At 65.7% G+C, this 16,898-nt stretch carries 17 protein-coding genes; 6 read left to right on the top strand and 11 right to left on the bottom strand.

Annotated features, from left to right (window positions below; genetic code table 11):
• Positions 1–32: 32 nt before the first annotated feature.
• From HV793_RS21305 to HV793_RS21315, 3 genes are all read left to right on the top strand, one after another.
• The gene (locus tag HV793_RS21305; RefSeq protein ID WP_054451303.1) at positions 33–905 is read left to right on the top strand and encodes an alpha/beta fold hydrolase; all 873 of its coding nucleotides are present in this window, start codon (positions 33–35) and stop codon (positions 903–905) included.
• 129 nt (positions 906–1,034) lie between these two features.
• Positions 1,035–1,976, top strand: coding sequence for a sensor domain-containing diguanylate cyclase (locus HV793_RS21310; protein WP_125472439.1), 942 nt, complete (start codon positions 1,035–1,037; stop codon positions 1,974–1,976).
• A 78-nt stretch (positions 1,977–2,054) separates the two neighbouring features.
• Positions 2,055–2,498 carry a DUF695 domain-containing protein gene (locus HV793_RS21315; RefSeq protein ID WP_054450340.1) on the top strand — a complete coding sequence of 148 codons (444 nt, stop codon included), beginning with the start codon at positions 2,055–2,057 and terminating at the stop codon, positions 2,496–2,498.
• A 31-nt stretch (positions 2,499–2,529) separates the two neighbouring features.
• On the opposite strand, the gene HV793_RS21320 is transcribed toward HV793_RS21315, so the two are convergent.
• Positions 2,530–3,390: a DMT family transporter gene (locus HV793_RS21320; protein WP_119449015.1), complete on the bottom strand. Its 861-nt coding sequence runs from the start codon at positions 3,388–3,390 to the stop codon at positions 2,530–2,532.
• A 118-nt stretch (positions 3,391–3,508) separates the two neighbouring features.
• Between HV793_RS21320 and HV793_RS21325 the strand changes: the two genes are divergently transcribed.
• On the top strand, positions 3,509–4,894 hold the full coding sequence (locus HV793_RS21325) for an aminotransferase-like domain-containing protein (protein ID WP_175214067.1): 1,386 nt from the start codon (positions 3,509–3,511) through the stop codon (positions 4,892–4,894).
• Between the two features lie 145 nt (positions 4,895–5,039).
• Here HV793_RS21325 and HV793_RS21330 read toward each other — a convergent pair whose 3' ends face one another.
• The gene (locus HV793_RS21330) at positions 5,040–5,363 is read right to left on the bottom strand and encodes a hypothetical protein (RefSeq protein WP_054450347.1); all 324 of its coding nucleotides are present in this window, start codon (positions 5,361–5,363) and stop codon (positions 5,040–5,042) included.
• A 551-nt stretch (positions 5,364–5,914) separates the two neighbouring features.
• Between HV793_RS21330 and HV793_RS21335 the strand changes: the two genes are divergently transcribed.
• Both HV793_RS21335 and HV793_RS21340 read left to right on the top strand, forming a co-directional pair.
• Entirely contained in the window at positions 5,915–6,970 is a 1,056-nt protein-coding gene (locus HV793_RS21335) for a hypothetical protein (protein WP_175181190.1), read from the top strand.
• Positions 6,971–7,037: 67 nt separating this feature from the next.
• Positions 7,038–7,466 (top strand): VOC family protein, encoded by a 429-nt coding sequence (locus HV793_RS21340; protein WP_054450349.1) that lies wholly within the window; start codon positions 7,038–7,040, stop codon positions 7,464–7,466.
• A gap of 38 nt (positions 7,467–7,504) precedes the next feature.
• Here the strand turns inward: HV793_RS21340 and HV793_RS21345 are convergent, their stop codons facing one another.
• The 9 genes from HV793_RS21345 to HV793_RS21385 form a co-directional block, all read right to left on the bottom strand.
• Positions 7,505–8,209, bottom strand: a complete 705-nt coding sequence (locus HV793_RS21345) for an ABC transporter ATP-binding protein (protein ID WP_088138874.1) — start codon at positions 8,207–8,209, stop codon at positions 7,505–7,507.
• The gene (locus HV793_RS21350; protein WP_175181191.1) at positions 8,209–8,925 is read right to left on the bottom strand and encodes an ABC transporter ATP-binding protein; all 717 of its coding nucleotides are present in this window, start codon (positions 8,923–8,925) and stop codon (positions 8,209–8,211) included. The genes HV793_RS21345 and HV793_RS21350 overlap by 1 nt, the downstream gene beginning before the upstream one ends.
• Positions 8,922–9,935, bottom strand: coding sequence for a branched-chain amino acid ABC transporter permease (locus tag HV793_RS21355; protein WP_175181192.1), 1,014 nt, complete (start codon positions 9,933–9,935; stop codon positions 8,922–8,924). Before HV793_RS21355 ends, HV793_RS21350 begins: the two co-directional genes overlap by 4 nt.
• Complete coding sequence (locus HV793_RS21360) at positions 9,935–10,816, bottom strand: branched-chain amino acid ABC transporter permease (protein ID WP_054450355.1); 882 nt, start codon at positions 10,814–10,816, stop codon at positions 9,935–9,937. Before HV793_RS21360 ends, HV793_RS21355 begins: the two co-directional genes overlap by 1 nt.
• 69 nt (positions 10,817–10,885) lie before the next feature.
• The gene (locus HV793_RS21365; protein WP_119449019.1) at positions 10,886–12,145 is read right to left on the bottom strand and encodes an ABC transporter substrate-binding protein; all 1,260 of its coding nucleotides are present in this window, start codon (positions 12,143–12,145) and stop codon (positions 10,886–10,888) included.
• A 49-nt stretch (positions 12,146–12,194) separates the two neighbouring features.
• A complete protein-coding gene (locus HV793_RS21370) occupies positions 12,195–13,424 on the bottom strand; it encodes a serine hydrolase domain-containing protein (protein WP_175213908.1) in 1,230 nt (409 codons plus the stop codon).
• Between the two features lie 2 nt (positions 13,425–13,426).
• Positions 13,427–14,356 carry a phytanoyl-CoA dioxygenase family protein gene (locus tag HV793_RS21375; protein ID WP_054450358.1) on the bottom strand — a complete coding sequence of 310 codons (930 nt, stop codon included), beginning with the start codon at positions 14,354–14,356 and terminating at the stop codon, positions 13,427–13,429.
• A gap of 24 nt (positions 14,357–14,380) precedes the next feature.
• Complete coding sequence (locus HV793_RS21380) at positions 14,381–15,928, bottom strand: class I adenylate-forming enzyme family protein (protein WP_082400654.1); 1,548 nt, start codon at positions 15,926–15,928, stop codon at positions 14,381–14,383.
• Positions 15,925–16,773, bottom strand: coding sequence for a phytanoyl-CoA dioxygenase family protein (locus tag HV793_RS21385; RefSeq protein ID WP_054450362.1), 849 nt, complete (start codon positions 16,771–16,773; stop codon positions 15,925–15,927). The genes HV793_RS21380 and HV793_RS21385 overlap by 4 nt, the downstream gene beginning before the upstream one ends.
• Positions 16,774–16,898: the final 125 nt, after the last annotated feature.

Genomic DNA, 16,898 nt, shown 5'->3' on the forward strand with positions numbered 1-16,898 from the left:
TATTGATCCAGTCCCAGACCACGGAGATCGTCATGTCCAGCCCCCCAGAAAACCAGATCCAAACGCGCCGTTTGCAAGCCGACGGCCTGAACTTCTTCTATCGCGCGGCGGGCAACCCCGATGCGCCCGTGTTGCTGCTTCTGCATGGTTTCCCCAGTTCTTCGCACCAGTTCCGCAATCTGATCCCGATTCTGGCCACGCGTTTTCACGTGATTGCGCCGGATCTGCCCGGCTTCGGCTTCACGGAAGTACCTGGGGAGCGCGGCTACCGGTACACGTTTGACGACTTGGCCGTGTCGCTCGGCGCGTTCGTCGATGCCTTGGGCCTGAAACGCTATGCGATGTACGTTTTCGACTACGGCGCGCCTGTCGGGCTGCGCCTGGCGCTTGCCCACCCCGAGCGGGTGACCGGCCTGGTCTCTCAGAACGGCAACGCTTATCTCGAAGGGCTGGGCGATGCCTGGGCGCCAGTCCGCGCCTATTGGGCGGAGCCGACCGCGGCCAACCGGCAGGTCATCGCGGATGCCGTGCTGAACCTGGAAGGAACGAAGTGGCAGTACGTGCATGGCGTCGCCAATCCGGACGACGTGGCTCCGGAAAGCTACACGCTCGATGCCGCCTTGCTTGAGCGGCCTGGCAACAAGGAAATCCAGCTCGATCTGTTCCTGGACTACGCCAACAATCTGAAGCGGTATCCGGATTTCCAGGCGTTCTTCCGCGCGGCGAAAATCCCGACGCTCGCCATCTGGGGGCGCCACGATCCGTTCTTCATACCGCCCGGCGCCGAGGCGTTCAAGCGGGACAATCCGGAAGCGCAGGTCGAGTTGCTGGATACCGGGCACTTTGCGCTCGAGACGCATGCGGCATATATCGGGCGCCGGATTATCGAGGTGTTGGCGCCTTGAGGGATTCTGAAAGAGGCCGCGAATGCGGCCTTTTCAATACGGCTACCTTTCGGCGTTCATCACGCACACGCCACGGCCGACGGATTCACGCTAAAGTGCCCGTTCATTTGAATCGAGGATGGATAGGGTATGTCAAACGAAAGCCCGCTTCTTGATGACAACGCGGTGTACCGAACCTTGCTCGAGTCCACCAAGGCAATTCCCTGGAAGATCGATTGGGCCACGAAGCAATTCGCCTATATCGGTCCGCAGATCGAGGCGTTGCTGGGCTGGAAGGCCGACAGCTGGGTGAGCGTGGAGGACTGGGCCATGCGCATGCACCCGGAGGATCGGGACTATGTGGTGAATTTCTGCGTCACCCAATCCCAGGCCGGCGTCGATCACGAGGCGGACTACCGCGCGCTGACCAAGGAAAACGGCTACGTATGGATCCGGGACGTGGTGCACGTAGTGCGCAATGACAGCGGCGAGGTCGAAGCGCTGATCGGCTTCATGTTCGACATCACCGAACGCAAGAAGACCGAGGAAAAGCTGCTGGCCTTGCAGAAGGAGCTGGAGGCGCTGTCCTTCAAGGACGGTTTGACGAATATTGCCAACCGGCGTCGCTTCGATAGCGGTTTTGAATTGGAGTGGGAGCGCGCGCGCAGCGAACGAAAGCCGCTGTCCATCCTGTTGTTCGACGTCGATTTTTTCAAGCAATACAACGATCTGTATGGCCACACCCAAGGCGACCAATGTCTGGTGGATATCGCCCAGACCCTGAGTTTGGCGCTGGATGGACCTCGCGATCTCGTTGCGCGCTACGGTGGCGAAGAGTTTGTCGTGCTGCTGCCGGAAGCCGATGCCGGAGTGGCGCGAAAAGTCGCTGAACGCTGCCAGCGCTTGCTCAAGAAAAAGGCTATCGTGCACGCGCTGTCACCGCACGACAGGCGCGTCACGGTCAGCATTGGAGCCGGAACGGCGGTGCCAGACGGACAGAGCGACCGTGCTGGCTTCATCAAAGCCGTCGACCAGCAGCTATATGCAGCCAAGAAAAACGGGCGGGACCGCATCGAGCATGTGCAGTTGTAGAGCCGACCGTGAATACAAGGTTTTCTCAGTAACAAGCGCTGAACCTTCTGGTCCGGCGTCTATACAGGAATTGATTCAATGAGCAGTATTTTCCCAGGCGATCTGTGGGCAGTGGGTGAAGCACAGGTCGAAGGTTTGACGGTCATCGTTCGCTTTCGCACCGGCTTGCCGTCGGCGACTGATCGTGAGATCAATGAGAACCTGGTCATCATCTCTTGGCCGTACCAGGGCATCGAGTCCGGCATGCCCAATGACGAAGACAAGCAGAGCCACAATAGCTTTGAAGAGGCCATCGAGAAAGGCTTTGAGAATTCCGATATCGGGGTGCAGGTGGCTTGCCTGACTGGAAATCACAACAAGGAATGGCGTTACTACACGCGTGACGTCGAGGCCTTCCTGGATGCATTCAACGCATGCCTGGCGGGGCACCCGGTCTATCCCATACAACTGCGCATGTACAAGGATCCTGATTGGAATGCCTTGTCGGGCTTGCAGCCCCAGGGTTCAGATCAGCTTCATTGAAAGAGGCCAGGCGGCGCTTGCGCGCCGCCTGCTACGCATAGCGCTTGGCGCCCGCCACGCAAACCACCGCCGCCAGCGTCACGACCAGCATCGTCCAGCTGACCTGCTCATGCAGCAGCGCGGCAGCCAATCCCAGCCCCATGAAGGGCTGGAACAACTGCAACTGCCCCACCGCCGCAATTCCGCCCTGCGCCAGCCCGCGGTACCAGAACACGAACCCGATAAGCATGCTGAACAGCGACACGTAGGCGAGGCCTATCCACGCCGGCGTGCCGACGTGCTCGAACGAGGCCGGCATGGTCAGCAGCGCGATGGGTAGCATGAGGGGCAGAGACAGCACCAGCGCCCAGCTGATGACCTGCCAGCCGCCCAGCTTGCGGGACAGCTTGGCGCCTTCGGCATAGCCCAGGCCGCAGACGATGATGGAGGCGAGCATGAGCAGGTCGCCGGTGGGCGAGGCCTCCAGGCCGCCCCAGGCGGCATAGCCCGCGACGCAAGCCGCGCCGACGATGGAGAACATCCAGAACGGCGGACGCGGCCGTTCGCCGCCGCGTATCACGGCGAAGATCGCGGTGCTGAGCGGCAGCAGGCCGAGGAAGACGATGGAATGGGCCGAGGTGACGTGCTGCAGGGCCAGCGCCGTCAGCAGGGGGAAGCCGACCACCACGCCCAGTGCGGTCAGCGTTAGCGAGGGGAGGTCGGACAGGGTAGGCCGGCGTTGGCGCAGCAGCATCAGCAGGGCCAGGCCAAGCAGGCCCGCGATGGCGGCACGCGCGCAGGTCAGGAAAATGGGATCCAGGTCCGCCACGGCGACCCGGGTCGCGGGCAAGGAGCCCGCGAAGATCACTACGCCGATAAAACCGTTCACCCAGCCGCTGGTGGCCTTTTGCATCTGAAGCTCCTTGATACCGGGCTCCAGTACAGCACGGCCTGAGCGCGCAGTCCAAGCACAATCCAGTACAATTTCAAGAAACTGTTATGTATTGAAAGCCAGTACGGCGGAGAATCCCATGGCGCGCGGCGGCACTCTCATCAAGCAGGTCATGGGCGAGATCCAGGGGCGGATTGCGGCCCGCACTGCCTTGCCTGGCTCCCGGCTGCCTTCGGTAAGAGTGCAAGCCAAGACGCTGGACGTATCGGTGTCCACAGTGGTGGAAGCCTACGAGCGGCTGGCGGCGGAAGGCGTGCTGGTGTCGCGCCCCGGCTCCGGGTTCTATGTGGCCGGGCAGGTGGCGCCGCTGGCGCTGACCGAGATGGGGCCGAAGCTGGACCGGGAAGTCGACCCGCTGTGGGTATCGCGTCAGTCGCTGGCGGCGGACGCGGATAGCTTGCGGCCGGGCTGCGGCTGGCTGCCGGTCAGCTGGATGTATGAAGACGGGTTGCGGCGCGCCATGCGCGGCATGGCGCGCGCCGAAGCCGCGGAACTGACCGAGTATGGAACGCCCTTGGGCCATGCGCCCCTGAGGCAGCTGTTGGCGCGGCGCATGGCGGGCATGGGGATAGAGGCAGGGCCCGAGCAGATCATGCTGACCGACTCGGGAACGCAGTCCATCGACCTGATCCTGCGCTTTCTGCTGGAACCGGGGGATACGGTGCTGGTGGACGATCCCTGCTATTTCAACTTCCATGCGCTGTTGAAGGCGCATCGCGTCAAGGCGGTGGGGGTGCCGTACACGCCGAACGGTCCGGATGTCGCGGCGTTCGAAGCGGCGCTGCGCGAGCATTCCCCGCGGCTCTACATCACGAACTCCGGCATACACAATCCGACGGGGGCGACTTTGTCGCCTTTGGTCGCGCACCGTCTGCTGAAGCTGGTGGACGATTCCGAGCTGGTGATCGTCGAGGACGACATCTTCGCGGATTTCGAGAACACGCCCGCGCCGCGGCTGGCTGCGTTCGACGGGCTGTCGCGGGTCATACATATCGGCAGCTTCTCGAAGACGGTGTCGGCGTCGGTGCGTTGCGGCTACATCGCGGTGCGGTCCGATTGGGTGGAAAGCCTGACCGACCTGAAGGTCGCCACGACCTTCGGCAGCAGCCGGCTGGCGGCCGACATCATCTTCAGGACGCTGACGGGCAGCGGCTACCGCAGGCACATGGAATCGACCCGGCTGCGCCTGGCGCAGCAGATGGACAAGACCGCCGCAAAGTTGCTGAAGCTGGGCATCAAGCCCTGGCTGACGCCCCGGGCGGGCATGTTTCTGTGGTGCCGCCTGCCCGAGGGCAAGGACGCGGCTACTGTGGCCCGTCTGTGTCTGAAGGAAGGGGTGTTGGTGGCTCCCGGAAATGCGTTCAGCCAGTCGCTGGCTGCGGGAGATTTCCTGCGGTTCAACGTTGCGCAGTCCACGGACGAGCGGATATTCACGGTGCTGTCCAAGGCGTTGAGCGCGGCTTGATGCAAGGGGCACGGTTGGTTGCCTGAAGTACTGGCAGCCGGCATTCACGAAAAATTTCCGTGTCGCCTGATACCTTTTGCTTTCTCGACTGACAGGCGCAGGCAATCCAGCGGCCCGCCTGGCCGCCGGACTGTCGTATTGATGACTACAGGTAGGCGAGCGTGATGATGTAGCCCTGGGCGTCCTGTTGCCCGGCGTGGCGCGCCCTGAGCGGCACGGTCTGCACGTCGACCTTCACTCGATTGGCGCTTACGCGGTAGCGGTCGGCGGGCTTGCCAGCGGCGCGGGCGCGTTCAGCATCGCATTCCACGCGGACGGTGGCTTTTCGGGATTGAACCTGCGGTGTGCATGATGCAGCCTCGACGATGGCGCCGTGGAAATAGATGGTTCCATCCGCGGCGCGGGCTGCGGGCAGGACGCTGGACGCGCACAGCAGAAGCAGGGAAAGGCGATATTGGAGCTTGGACATGACAGCGACTCCTTGCGACTGGAAACGGAGGGGGGGCTATGTCTGTCTTCACTTCTTTAACGGCATCCGGCAGCGAAAGTTAATCGCAATCCGCCTTCGGGCCGCGTTCGCGCGTGCGAGCGGTGCCTGGCTTGCAACTGCAACGCAGGCGCGTCAGTCCGCACGGCGATAGGCCGCCGTGGCGGAAAGTCCGCGGCTGGACCGCTTTTTTGTAAGGAGAGAGTCGGCTCGCTACGCGAACACCGGAAGGACTATGGGCGGCATCGTGGGCTCCTTTGATCGCGCCCTGGAGGACGCGGTGATGGTCAGGGACCTGGAACGGACTGTCGGCCAATATGAAATGCGTGGTTTCATTGTCGCAGGTCGCGGGGAAAAATCAATACCTGGCGTCCGGCGCATGCGATCACTATCTTCCGGATTCTGGCGACGGGATGTTTCGCACCGTATTCGCTCTGGCTCGAATGCTCGCTGCTGACGCGTCCTGCGCCGCTTCAGTAAACTCCGGGGCTGCCGCGCGGCGCTCACCGCCGCTTTCATGCTCGCTGATCTCCATGACTGCTTCCGACACGACATTCGCCGCCGCGCTTCGTACTCCCGTCTCCACCGCCGACGATCTTGATCCGCTGGATCAGTTCTTCCAGCGCCCCGAGGTACGCGCCTTTTTAGCCCAGGCCCGCAAACCTGGGCAGGCGGAAGTCTGCTTGCGGACCTGCGCCGATCTGCTGCCTACGCTGCACCCGGGCCGCGCCGCTGCCGTGGCCTTGATGTGCGGTTCGCTGGTGGAAGACGGCGCCGATCCGGCAATACTCTTTCCCGTCCTGCAGGACTTGCTGCGGCAGTGGCTGAGCACCCTGAGTCCGTATTGCGCGCAGGAGGTCGAGGACGACGACGATGAGGTGGAGGAGGCCGACCGCCGGGCTTGGCAGGATGCCAGGTCGCGGATGGCCGACGTACCCGAGGGCAGGCGCTGGGAAGTGGAAGCCTTGCATCAGGCGGCAGACCTGCTGGTGCTGCCGATGATGACCATGGTCTTGCGCGACCGCCGCAATCACGCCGCCCTGGTGTCCGACGCGGAGCTGATGGCGCTGCTGCATCCCATGGCCACCAGCAACGACAGCCTGCCCTTCGAGCATCTGCACTATCTTTGGCTGGCCTCGCAGTTGGGCTACGAGGAGGAGTTGGTAGTGGTGCTGCCGACTTCCATGACGGGCTTCATTGCGCGGGCGCATGCCGTAAACAACAACTTCCACGCCTTCACGCTGTTGCAGATCATCATCGGCGAACACGCGCAGGCCTTGGGCGTGAAGCGCGAGATCGCAGCGCGCGAACCGGACCAGGACAGTGATACCGCGGACTTCCAGTGGTTGCAGGCTGATGCCTACGCCGGCGGCGAGCTGGTCAACGCCATGCGTTACGCCTGGGGCGAGGCGGCGTTGCGGCACAACCTGTCCCGCCACGGCAAGCGAGTGCTCATCGCGTTGGAAACGGCCGAGGGCATGAAGCGCAATTGGTCGGGGTTCAACGGCGCCATGCATGAAGCGCAGCAACCGTCCATGACATTCACGCGCTATCTCACGCGTGACGAGGTGGCTTCGTATCTGGCTTGATCCGGCGCGGACGGGGCCGCATGGCGGGCGGTATATTCGAAAGCTCCCCTCTCAACAGGAGCGCCACATGCAGACCAATGAAATCCATCGGGGCCGGCTGATTGACCACATCCAGCTGGTGGTGCGGGACCTGGCAGCCAGCCAGCGGTTCTATCAGGCAGTCTTCGATGCGCTGAAAGTGCCGATGGGCGGCACGGGCGACGGCTATTTCTGGGCGGACGAGCTATTCGTTTCCACGCCCGACAACAAGGCTGCGGCGGGGCAGTTGACCGGACGCCATCATCTTGCGTTCCAGGCGCAGGACCAGGCCATGGTCGCTGCCTTCTACAAGGCGGCGCTGGCCCATGGCGGCACGGACAATGGCGCGCCGGGCTTTCGGGACTACCATCCAGGGTATTACGGCGCTTTCGTGCTGGATCCGGACGGCAACAACATCGAGGCCGTGTTCCATGGCGAGGCGCAGCGCAGCGCGCCTTCGGTGAAAGTGACGTTCTGAGCGGCGCGCGTTTGGCTCAGACGCGTGCCGCCCCGTAATCACACTCCCAGGTAGGCGCGGCGCAGCCCCTCATCGGCCAGGAGTTCAGCGCCCGGCCCGGACATGACGATTTCACCGTGCTCCAGCACATAGCCGCGCGCGGCCATGCTGAGCGAGCGGTGCACGTCCTGCTCCACCAGCAGGATGGTGATGCCGCGCGCGTTGATGAGCGGCAGCTTGTCGAAGATGTCCTTGACCATGATGGGCGCCAGGCCGATGGACGGTTCGTCCAGCAGCAGGAGCTTGGGCGAGGTCATCAGCGCGCGGCCGATGGCCAGCATCTGCTGCTCGCCGCCGCTGAACGAGCGAGCCAGCTGGCGGCGCCGTTCCCGCAGACGCGGGAACAGCTGATAGACCCAGTCCAGGTTGTCGCGGCTGCGGCGCTTGTCGCGCAGTACGTCGGCGCCGACCAGCAGGTTGTCCTCGACGTCCATGTGGCCGAACAGGCGGCGGCCTTCCATGACCTGGGCCATGCCCAGGCGCGCCACCAGGTGCGCGGGCAGGCCGCTGATGCGCTCGCCCAGGAAGCGGACCTCGCCGGCCAGCGCGGGCAGGGAGCCCATGACGGTGCGGATCAGCGTGCTTTTGCCGGCGCCGTTGGCGCCGACCAGACTGACGATCTCGCCTTCGCCCACGTGCATGTCCACGCCGCGCAGCACCTGCACGTCGCCGTAGCCGGCGTCCAGTTGACGGATCTCCAGCATCACGCGGCCTCCCCGAGATAGGCGCGCACCACCTGCGGATCGCGGGCGACCTGCTGCGGCAGGCCATCGGCGATCTTGCGCCCCTGCTGGATGACGACGATGCGGTCGGATAGTTGCATGATGGCCTTCATGTTGTGTTCGATCACCAGGACGCTGATGCCGTCGCAGCGCAGGGAAAGGATCAGCGCCACCATTTCCTCGGTCTCCACCGGCGTCAGGCCCGCCATCACTTCGTCCAGCAGCAGCAGGCGGGGTTGGGTCGCCAAGGCCTTGGCGACTTCCAGGCGCTTGCGGCCCGACAGCGTGAGAGTGCGCGCGATCTGATGCTCGCGTCCGGCCAGGCCGACGCGCGCCAGCACGGCCTGGGCGACTTCCTCGGCCTGGGCTGGAGCGCGGTGGCGCAGGAAGGCGCCGATCATGGCGTTCTCCAGTACCGTCATGTCGCCGAATGGCTTCACGATCTGGAACGTACGTGCGAGTCCAGCGGCGCAGATGCGCGCCGGATCCTGGCCGTTGATGCGGCTGCCATTGAAGCGGATGTCGCCGCTGCTGGGCGGCACGAAGCCGGATGCCATGGCGAACAGCGTGGTCTTGCCGGCGCCGTTGGGGCCGATCAGGCCGACGATCTCGTCGGCGCCGACGGCGAAGCTGACCTCGTCGGAGGCTCGCACGCCGCCGAAATTGCGGCTGACATTATGGAACTCGAGCAGGTTCATTGTGTGCCCCCCATCGCGGGACCGGCGGTCTTGGCTGGCGTGCCGGCCACGCGCGCAGGCGCCTTGGCGCGTCGGGACAGTATCGCCATCAGTCCTCGCGGCTCCCAGCGGATGATGATCATCAGCAAAAGGCCATACAGCATCATGTCGGCCCCCACCATGCCCCCGGTCAGGGAGCGCGCCAGCTCTTCGCCAGGCAGCAGCAGCAGCGCGCCCAGCACCGGGCCCCAAAGCGTGCCGCGGCCGCCGATGATGCAGACCACGGCGATGACGACGCTGAGATTGGCGCCGAATACCTTATCGGGGCTGATGTAGAGGACGAACTGCGCATAGAAGGTGCCGCCCAGCGCGGTCATGGCCGCGCTCAGCATGGCTGCGGTCAGCTTGTAGCGCCGCACCGGCACGCCCAGCGCCATCGCCGCGTCCTGGTCGTTGCGCACGGCCGTCAGGCAGTAGCCGAAGCGGCTGCGCAATACATGGCGGTTGATCAGCAACGCGGCGATGGTGAAGGCCAGCGCCACGATGTAGTAGTAGGCCTTGCCGGTATGCTGGAAGTACAGCGGAGCGTCGCGCAGCAGCGTGACCTCCATGCCGCGCGGCCCGCCCAGCAGGGTGTCGGCGTTTTCCACCAGCGTCTTGAGCACCATGCAGGAGGCGATCGTGGCCAGCGCGAAGTACGCGCCGCGCAATTGCAGGCAGGACAGCCCCACGATCAACGCCGCGCCCATGGCCACGACGGCGCCGGCCCACATGCCCAGCCAGGGACTGATGCCCAGGTTCACGAACAGCCAGGTCGAGGTATAGGCGCCCAGCCCGAAATAGGCGGCATGGCCCAGCGAGAGCTGGCCGGCGATGCCGCCCAGGATGTTCCATGACAGCGCCAGATAGGCGTACAGCAGCGTCATGGCGCCAACCGACAGCAGGTACTGGTTGCCGCTGGCCAGCGGCAGCAGCGCCAACAGGCCCAGCGCGGCGATGCCGGCGGCCGAAGTCTTTGTGGTCTTGGCCATCATTCGTTCTCCACGCCGAACAGCCCGCTGGGCCGGAAATACATGGTGGCGAGAAACAGCAGGAAGATGAGCGCCTCGGCATAGGTGATGGGGATCAGCTGGCTGCCGACCGATTCCAGCACGCCGACCAGGATGCCGCCCCAGAACGCGCCTGCCACCGAGCCGATGCCGCCCAGCACGACGATGACGAAGGCGCGCAGGCCGAAGATGTCGCCGACGAAGGGGTTGACGGGATAGAGCGGCAGCAGCAGCGCGCCGGCCGCGCCCAGCACCAGCAGGCCGATGGCGAACGACAGCCGGTAGACGCGGGCGCTGTCTATGCCCAGCACGCTGGCAGCTTCGCGGTCCTGTCCGGTGGCGCGGATGGCGCGGCCTGTGCGCGTGTGGCGCAGGAACAGCACCAGGGCCGCCGTGATCAGGCAGGCGAAGAACAGGCCGGCGATCTGCGGATAGGTGAAGATCAGGTCGCCGGGCATCCAGACTTCGTTGGCCCAAGGCGCGTCGATGGTCCGGCTGTCGGGGCCGGCCAGCGCCAGGAAGGCGTTGTCCAGGAAGATCCACAGGCCGGTGGTGAAGATCAGAACGCCGATCGGCTCGCGCGAACTTTCCTTGCGGTAGATGCCGTCGATCAGCCAGCGCTGGCAGGCATAGCCGACGACGAACAGCGCGGCCGCCGTGAGTGGCATGGCGGCCAGCGGGTGCAGGCCGAAGTGGCTGGTGAGCGCGAAGCAGACGTACATGGACATCATCAGGAAGGCGCCATGGGCGAAATTGATGATCTTCATGACGCCGAACTGCAGGCTCAGGCCCAGCGCGATCAGGCCGTAGACGGCGCCGCTGGCGATACCGCCCAGCAAGGCCTGGAGTAGGGTAGTGGTCAAGTGGAGGCTCCTAGCGGTAACGGGGCGCCGGCGCCACGCGCAGGGCGTGGCGCGGCGACGCCAGGTCGGTCAGGGCTGAGCGGCAGGCCAGACCATCTTGTAGGATTTGGAGGCCAGGTTCTCCGGCCACACGGTGCGGTACTGGCCGTCGGGCGTGATCTGCTGCATGACGTAGCGCTTTTCGGGGTTCTGGCCCTTGGCGTCGATCACGATGTCATAGCCCACCAGCTTGTTCAGGTCGGTGCCTTGCAGCTTGGTCTGGGCCAGGGCGTCGCGGATGGCTTCGGGATCCGCCTTCCCGGCGCGCTCCAGCGCGTCCTTGATGACCCAGACCGCGGCGTAGGCGCTGACCGACAGTTCGTTGGGATCGACCTTGTAGGCGGCGACGAAGTCGTCCCAGAACTTCTTGGCGAACGGCGTGGTGATGGACGACTCGTAGCCGGCCCAGCCATTGGTGGTGTAGACATTGCCCGCGATGTCCTTGCCGACCAGCGGGATGAAGGTACTGTCGATCTGGCCGGCCGCGCTGCCGACGTAGGTCGAGCCCACCCGCATCTGCGCCAGCAGTTTGTGCAGCTGCACGGCGTCGGCGCCATAGGAGGTCACGGTGACGACGTCGGGCTTCTTGCCCTTGATCTTCAGCACCAGCGGACGCAGGTCAGGCGAGTTGGGCGGGTATCCCTCGTCCAGCACCAGATCGATGCCGGCTGCCTTGAACTTGGCGCGCAACGTGTTGGCCATGTCCTGGCCCCAATCGGTGTTCTCGTAGACCATGGCGACCGTCTTGGCCGGCTTGCCGGTGGTCTTGCCCGCGTAGTCGATGAAGTCCGCCATGCTTTCGGCGTTGCCCGAGGCCGGGATCTGCGTGGGACGGAACACGTACTTGAAGCCGCGTTCGGTGATGTCGGCCTTGGCGGCCAGGTCCACCACCCATGGCACGCGGTTCTTTTCCGCGACGGCGGTGGCGGGGAAGGTCACGCCGCTCTGGAAAGCGCCCAGCAGCACCGGGGTCTTCTCGCGGGTGATCAGGCGTTCGACCTCGGTCATGGCGACCTTGGCATCGCCCCGGGTGTCCACCTCGACCAGCTGCAGTTGCGCGCCGCCCAGCGACTTGATTCCGCCGGCGTCGTTGATGTGCTTGACGGCCAGATGCGTGGCGCGCGACATGTCTTTGCCAATGGAAGCGGTGGCGCTGCCCGACAGAGGAATCAGATAGCCGATCTTGACGGGCTCGGCAGCCAGGGCGGCGCCCTGGACCAGCAACGTGGCGCCGGCCGCGGCGAACAGACGCCGCAGGGCGGCGGGGCGATAGGGGTTGCTCGTGTTCATGAGGATTTGTCTCCAGGTTTTTTTGTGATTCGAGAGTGCGGCGCGGGCTTCAGCCTGGCGGCCCTGCGCCGAGTGCCGCGTGCGTCGCGCACACCAGGCGATGGGCGCGTTCATCGAGCAGCACCGTGCGTCCCATGCGGTTCATGGTGTAGGCAAAGGAAAGCCGGCGCTGCGGCCAGGCGAAAGCCAGCGACCCGCCAGCGCCCGTGTGGCCGTAGGCCTCGTCGCCGAAGCAGGCGCTGTCCAGGCCTTGCGCGCGGTTATCCATCTGGCGCATGAAGCCGCTGGCGTAGCGCGTGGGTACGCGCAGGCAGGCGTCGTCGTCCGTGCGCGCCGACAGGGCCGTGGCCGCGGCCAGCGTGTCCTCGCGCAGCAGGCGCACGCCGTCGCGCTGGCCGCCCAGCGCCAGTGTGCCGTACAGACGCGCCAGGCTGCGCGCATTGCCGATGCCGCCAGCCGCGCATAGCCCGGCTGCGTGGCCGGCGCGGCTGTTGAAGCCGGAAGGGCGCCAGCCGCCGGTGTTCTTGGCGTACAGCGCGGTAGGGCTTTCGGGTTCGTCCTTCAGGGACTGCTCGAAGGGACTGAACGGCGCTTGCGGCGCGGGCGGCGGCACGATGGGTGCGACCCGGGCTTCCTCCGTTTCCGGCAAGCCGATCCAGAAGTCCAGGTCCAGCGGCTGCGCGATATGGCGGCGGAAGAATTCGCCGGGCATGCAGCCGCCCAGCCTGCGCACCAGCTCGCCGACCAGCCAGCCGTAGGTCAGGCCGTGGTAGGCCACGCGTTCGCCCGGAGCCCAGAAAGGCGCGGCCCCGGCCAGCCGGCGGATCATGCCCTCCCAGTCGAAAGCGGCGTCAGCGGGTAGCGGCTCGCGCAGCGCGGGCAGGCCAGCGGTATGGTTGAGCAGCATGCGCGGGGTGGTGGCGGCCTTGCCTGCTGCGGCGTATTCGGGCCAGTAGCGGGCGACAGGGGCGTCCAGGTCCAGCTCTCCCGCTTCGGCCAGCATGTGGGCGCAGAGCGCCGTGGCCGGCTTGGTATTGGAGAACACGATACAGACCGTGTCGCGCTGCCAGGGCTGGCTGCGGTCCGTGTCGGCCCATCCTGCCCACAGGTCGACCACCGGATAGCCGTCGACTTCGATGGCGACGGACGCGCCGAGCTCGCCACCGTCCTGGAAGTTGCGCGCGAATGCTGCGCGTACTGGTTCGAAGGCGGGATCGCAGTAGCCGTGTATGGCCGGCGCCGCGGGTGCAAGCGCCGGAGACGAGGTTGCGGCGGCCATGGTCAGCGCGTCAATGGCGCGCGCGCGCCGTAGCCCAGCAGGTAGCGCGCGTCGTTGGACAGCGCGGCCGCGACGCCTTCGGGCAGCGTGCTGGTGAAGTCGGCGAAGCCGCGCAACCAGGACACGTTGTAGTTGCAGAGTATGGCGCGGCGCTCGCGGTCGGTATGGTTCGGGCCGGAGCGGTGCCAGGTGTTGGACAGCCAGATGGCGACCGAGCCGGCGGGTGCGGTCAGCGTGACCTCGCCGTCCAGCGGGCCGCTGCCCCACGGTGGCGACTTGCGCAGCTTGTGGCTGCGCGGCATGACCCGCGTGGCGCCGTTGTCGGCGGTGAAATCGTCCAGCATCCAGACGTTCTGCAGCGTCAGCGGAAACTCCGGCAGCGGCTCGGCGATCTGGCCCAGCGGCGCATCCACGTGCCAGGCGCCGCCGCCTGTGCCGGGGCCGATGCTGGTGGCCTGGAAGTCGTGCAGGTTGCAGTCCTGGCCCATCACGCTGCGCACCATGGGCAACACCGCCGGGTGCTCGATCAGCGGGATCATGTCGGGCGCCTTGTTCAGGAGGTTCCAGACGCGTTGCGACTTGTCGTCGTCGAACAGGGTGGGCAAGTGCAGGAAGTTCTTCGACACTTTGTTGATGGGCACCGGCCAGCGCGTGTTTTCGTTGTCGCGGCGATACTGGTGCACGCGCGCCACCATGCGCTGCGCTTCCATGTCGCTCACCGTGTAGTGGCGCTTATAGTAGGCCAGGATGTCGTCATCGTCCTCGTGCCGTTCGTCGTCCAGCGGGAACGGATCGGCGCGTTCCGCGGCCATCAGTCCGGCCACGCATTCGCGCGCCTGTTCCAGCTGTGCGGCGTCCAGCACGTTTTCAATGACGGCGTAGCCTTCTTCGGCGAGCTGGTGTTGCAAAGCCTGCAGATCGAGTTGCTTCATGTTCCTCCCCTTTTATGTGGAATGTCACTGCGAATTCGGGCCGGGCACGGCCACGGGCGCGAGCGCGCTGCGTGCGAGCTTGCCTATGCTGGTGCGCGGCAAGGCTGCCGTCGCGCCGATGCGGCGCGGCACTTTGTAGCCGGCCAGGTGCGCGGCGCAATGCGCCTGCAGGGCGGCCATGTCCAGGCGTTGGCCGGGGGCGGGCGTGACCCAGGCGTGGACCACCTGGCCCAGCCGCTCGTCGGCCACGCCGAAGGCGGCCGCTTCGCCGACTTCGGGGCGCGACAACAGCACCTGTTCCACTTCCAGCGGATAGACCTTGAAGCCGCCCACGTTGATGCAGTCGTGCCGGCGGCCCCGCAGATGGAGATAGCCCTCGTCGTCCAGGATGGCGACGTCGCCGGTGTAGAACCAGCCTTCGCGCAGCGCTTGCGCGGACTCCGGCGCCGCTTGGCGGTAACCTGCCATCACGTGCGGCCCGCGCACGCGTATTTCGCCGGGCTGGCCCGGCGGCATGACGCGGCTGGCGCCATCCAGGTCCACCACCTGCAGTTCGCCGCCTGGCACGGGCAAGCCCACCGAACCGGGTTTGCGTGGACGGTGCATGGGATTGAAGGCCAGGCAGGGACCCGCCTCGCTCATGCCGTAGCCCTCATGGATGGGGCAACCGGCGCGCAACTCGAAACGCGTCAGGGTTTCGCGCGGCAGCGGCGCCGCGCCGGAGAAGCAGGCGCGCAGGCTGCCGAGTTTTTCAGGCTGGAAGGCCGTGCTCAGCAACAGGTCATGGAAGATTGCGGGCGCGCCCGGCAGCAGGGTCACGCCGTGGGCGGCGATGGCCTCGATGGTGCGGGCGGCATCGAAGCGCCGCATCACCACCAGCTCGCCGCGGGCATGCAGGCTCAAGTAGAGCGACATGGAGACGGCCGACACATGGAATAGCGGCATCACGCAGAGCACCACCTCCGAATCGCGCCGCGTCGGCAGCCAGGCTTCGCGCTGCGCGATGTTGTAGGCGATCTGCCGGTGCAGGATGTTGACGCCCTTGGGGCGTCCGGTGGTGCCGCCGGTGTATTGCAGCGTGGCCAGATCTTCATGCCGCGGCAGGTCTTCGGGCAGGGCGCAGGCCTGCGGCAGCATCTCCAGCAGGCCGGCGCCGTTGCCTGTGCGGAGAATGGCGCCGGCATCCAGGCCCGGGCACACGGCGCTCAGATCCAGCTTCACGCTGTCGTCATGCAGCAGCATGCAAGGCTCGGCGTCTTCCAGCATATAGGCCAGCTCGCGCTCGCGATAGCCTGGGTTCAGCGGCACGGCCTGCGCGCGCAGCGCATGCACTGCAAAGGTGGCAACGGCCAGGTCCAGCGAGTTCTGCATCAACAGGGCCACCCGGTCGCCGGGCCGCACGCGTTCGCCCAGGCGGCGTGCCAAAGCTCCAGCCAAGCCGGCGTATTGCGCATAGTTCAGGCGCACGCCTTCGAAGGACAGCGCGGGAAGATCGGGCGCTTCGAGAGCGGCGTCGCGCAGCAGATGGATCACCGAATCCGGGACCCTGGGCAGGGCGGGGGCGTTCATCATGCCTTGCGCTCGGCAGCCTTGCGGGCGGCCTTGGCGTCGCTGGCCTGCCAGACCGTGGGCCGGCCAGCGCCGCCCAGCAGGGTGATGGGGTCGGCATTGTCGATGTGGCCGTACTGCCCCTTGTAGATGCTGTAGCCGCACAATTCCTGCAGGCGGCGCGGGAAGCTTCTCGCCACCTCGGCCGGAATGCCGAGCTGCAGGTTTTCCTGTTGCCGCATCCATCCGGCGCAGTAGTAGCACGACAACGCGTAACGGCGGGCGTTGCTGTTGTTGGCGCCGCCCTTGTGCCACAGCGCGCTGTCGAACAGCATGACACTGCCCGCCTTCATGGTGGCCTGCACGGTGTCTATGTCCTGCGCGCCGTAGGGCGGAGACGAATCGTAGCGATGACTGCCGGGCACGATGTGGGTGGCGCCGTTCTCGGCCGTGAAATCGCTCAAGGCCCAGATGGCATTGACCGCCAGCGGCGGGCGCGGGCGCGGCAGCGCCAGTTGCTGGGTATCTTCGTGCAGGGGCTGGGCGCCTTGGCCCGGCGCCAGCGTCAGTGAGCACAGCGACGACAGCAGCAGCTCGCGGTCCAGCAGGCGTTCGGCCAGGCTCAGCACGTCGGGCTGCAGCGGCACGTCCCAGAAGCGTGGATCGTAGACCAGCAGGTTGTTGATGCGCACCGTCTTGCGGCCTTCGAACGAGGTCTGGGCGTAACCGAGGTTGTGCTCGGCCTCGATCCGGATCAGGGCTTCCTGCAACTGGCTGACCTGCTCGGGCGGGATGATTCCCGGCAGCACCACGAATCCGTCGCGTTCAAAGGCTGCGATCCGCTCGTCGAGCGGTTCGGGCGTGGACATCTTTTGTCTCCTGATTGGGCCTGGATCTGAGTCCGGCGATATAGGTCTGTGCGTATAATCGGCCGGTAGTCTTCGCCCTGCCAGCGCGTAGCGTCCACGGCAGTGGCGCAAAGCGTCCATCCCCT

The organism is Achromobacter aegrifaciens (genome assembly GCF_902859965.1).
Taxonomy (GTDB): Bacteria; Pseudomonadota; Gammaproteobacteria; order Burkholderiales; family Burkholderiaceae_B; genus Achromobacter; species Achromobacter aegrifaciens.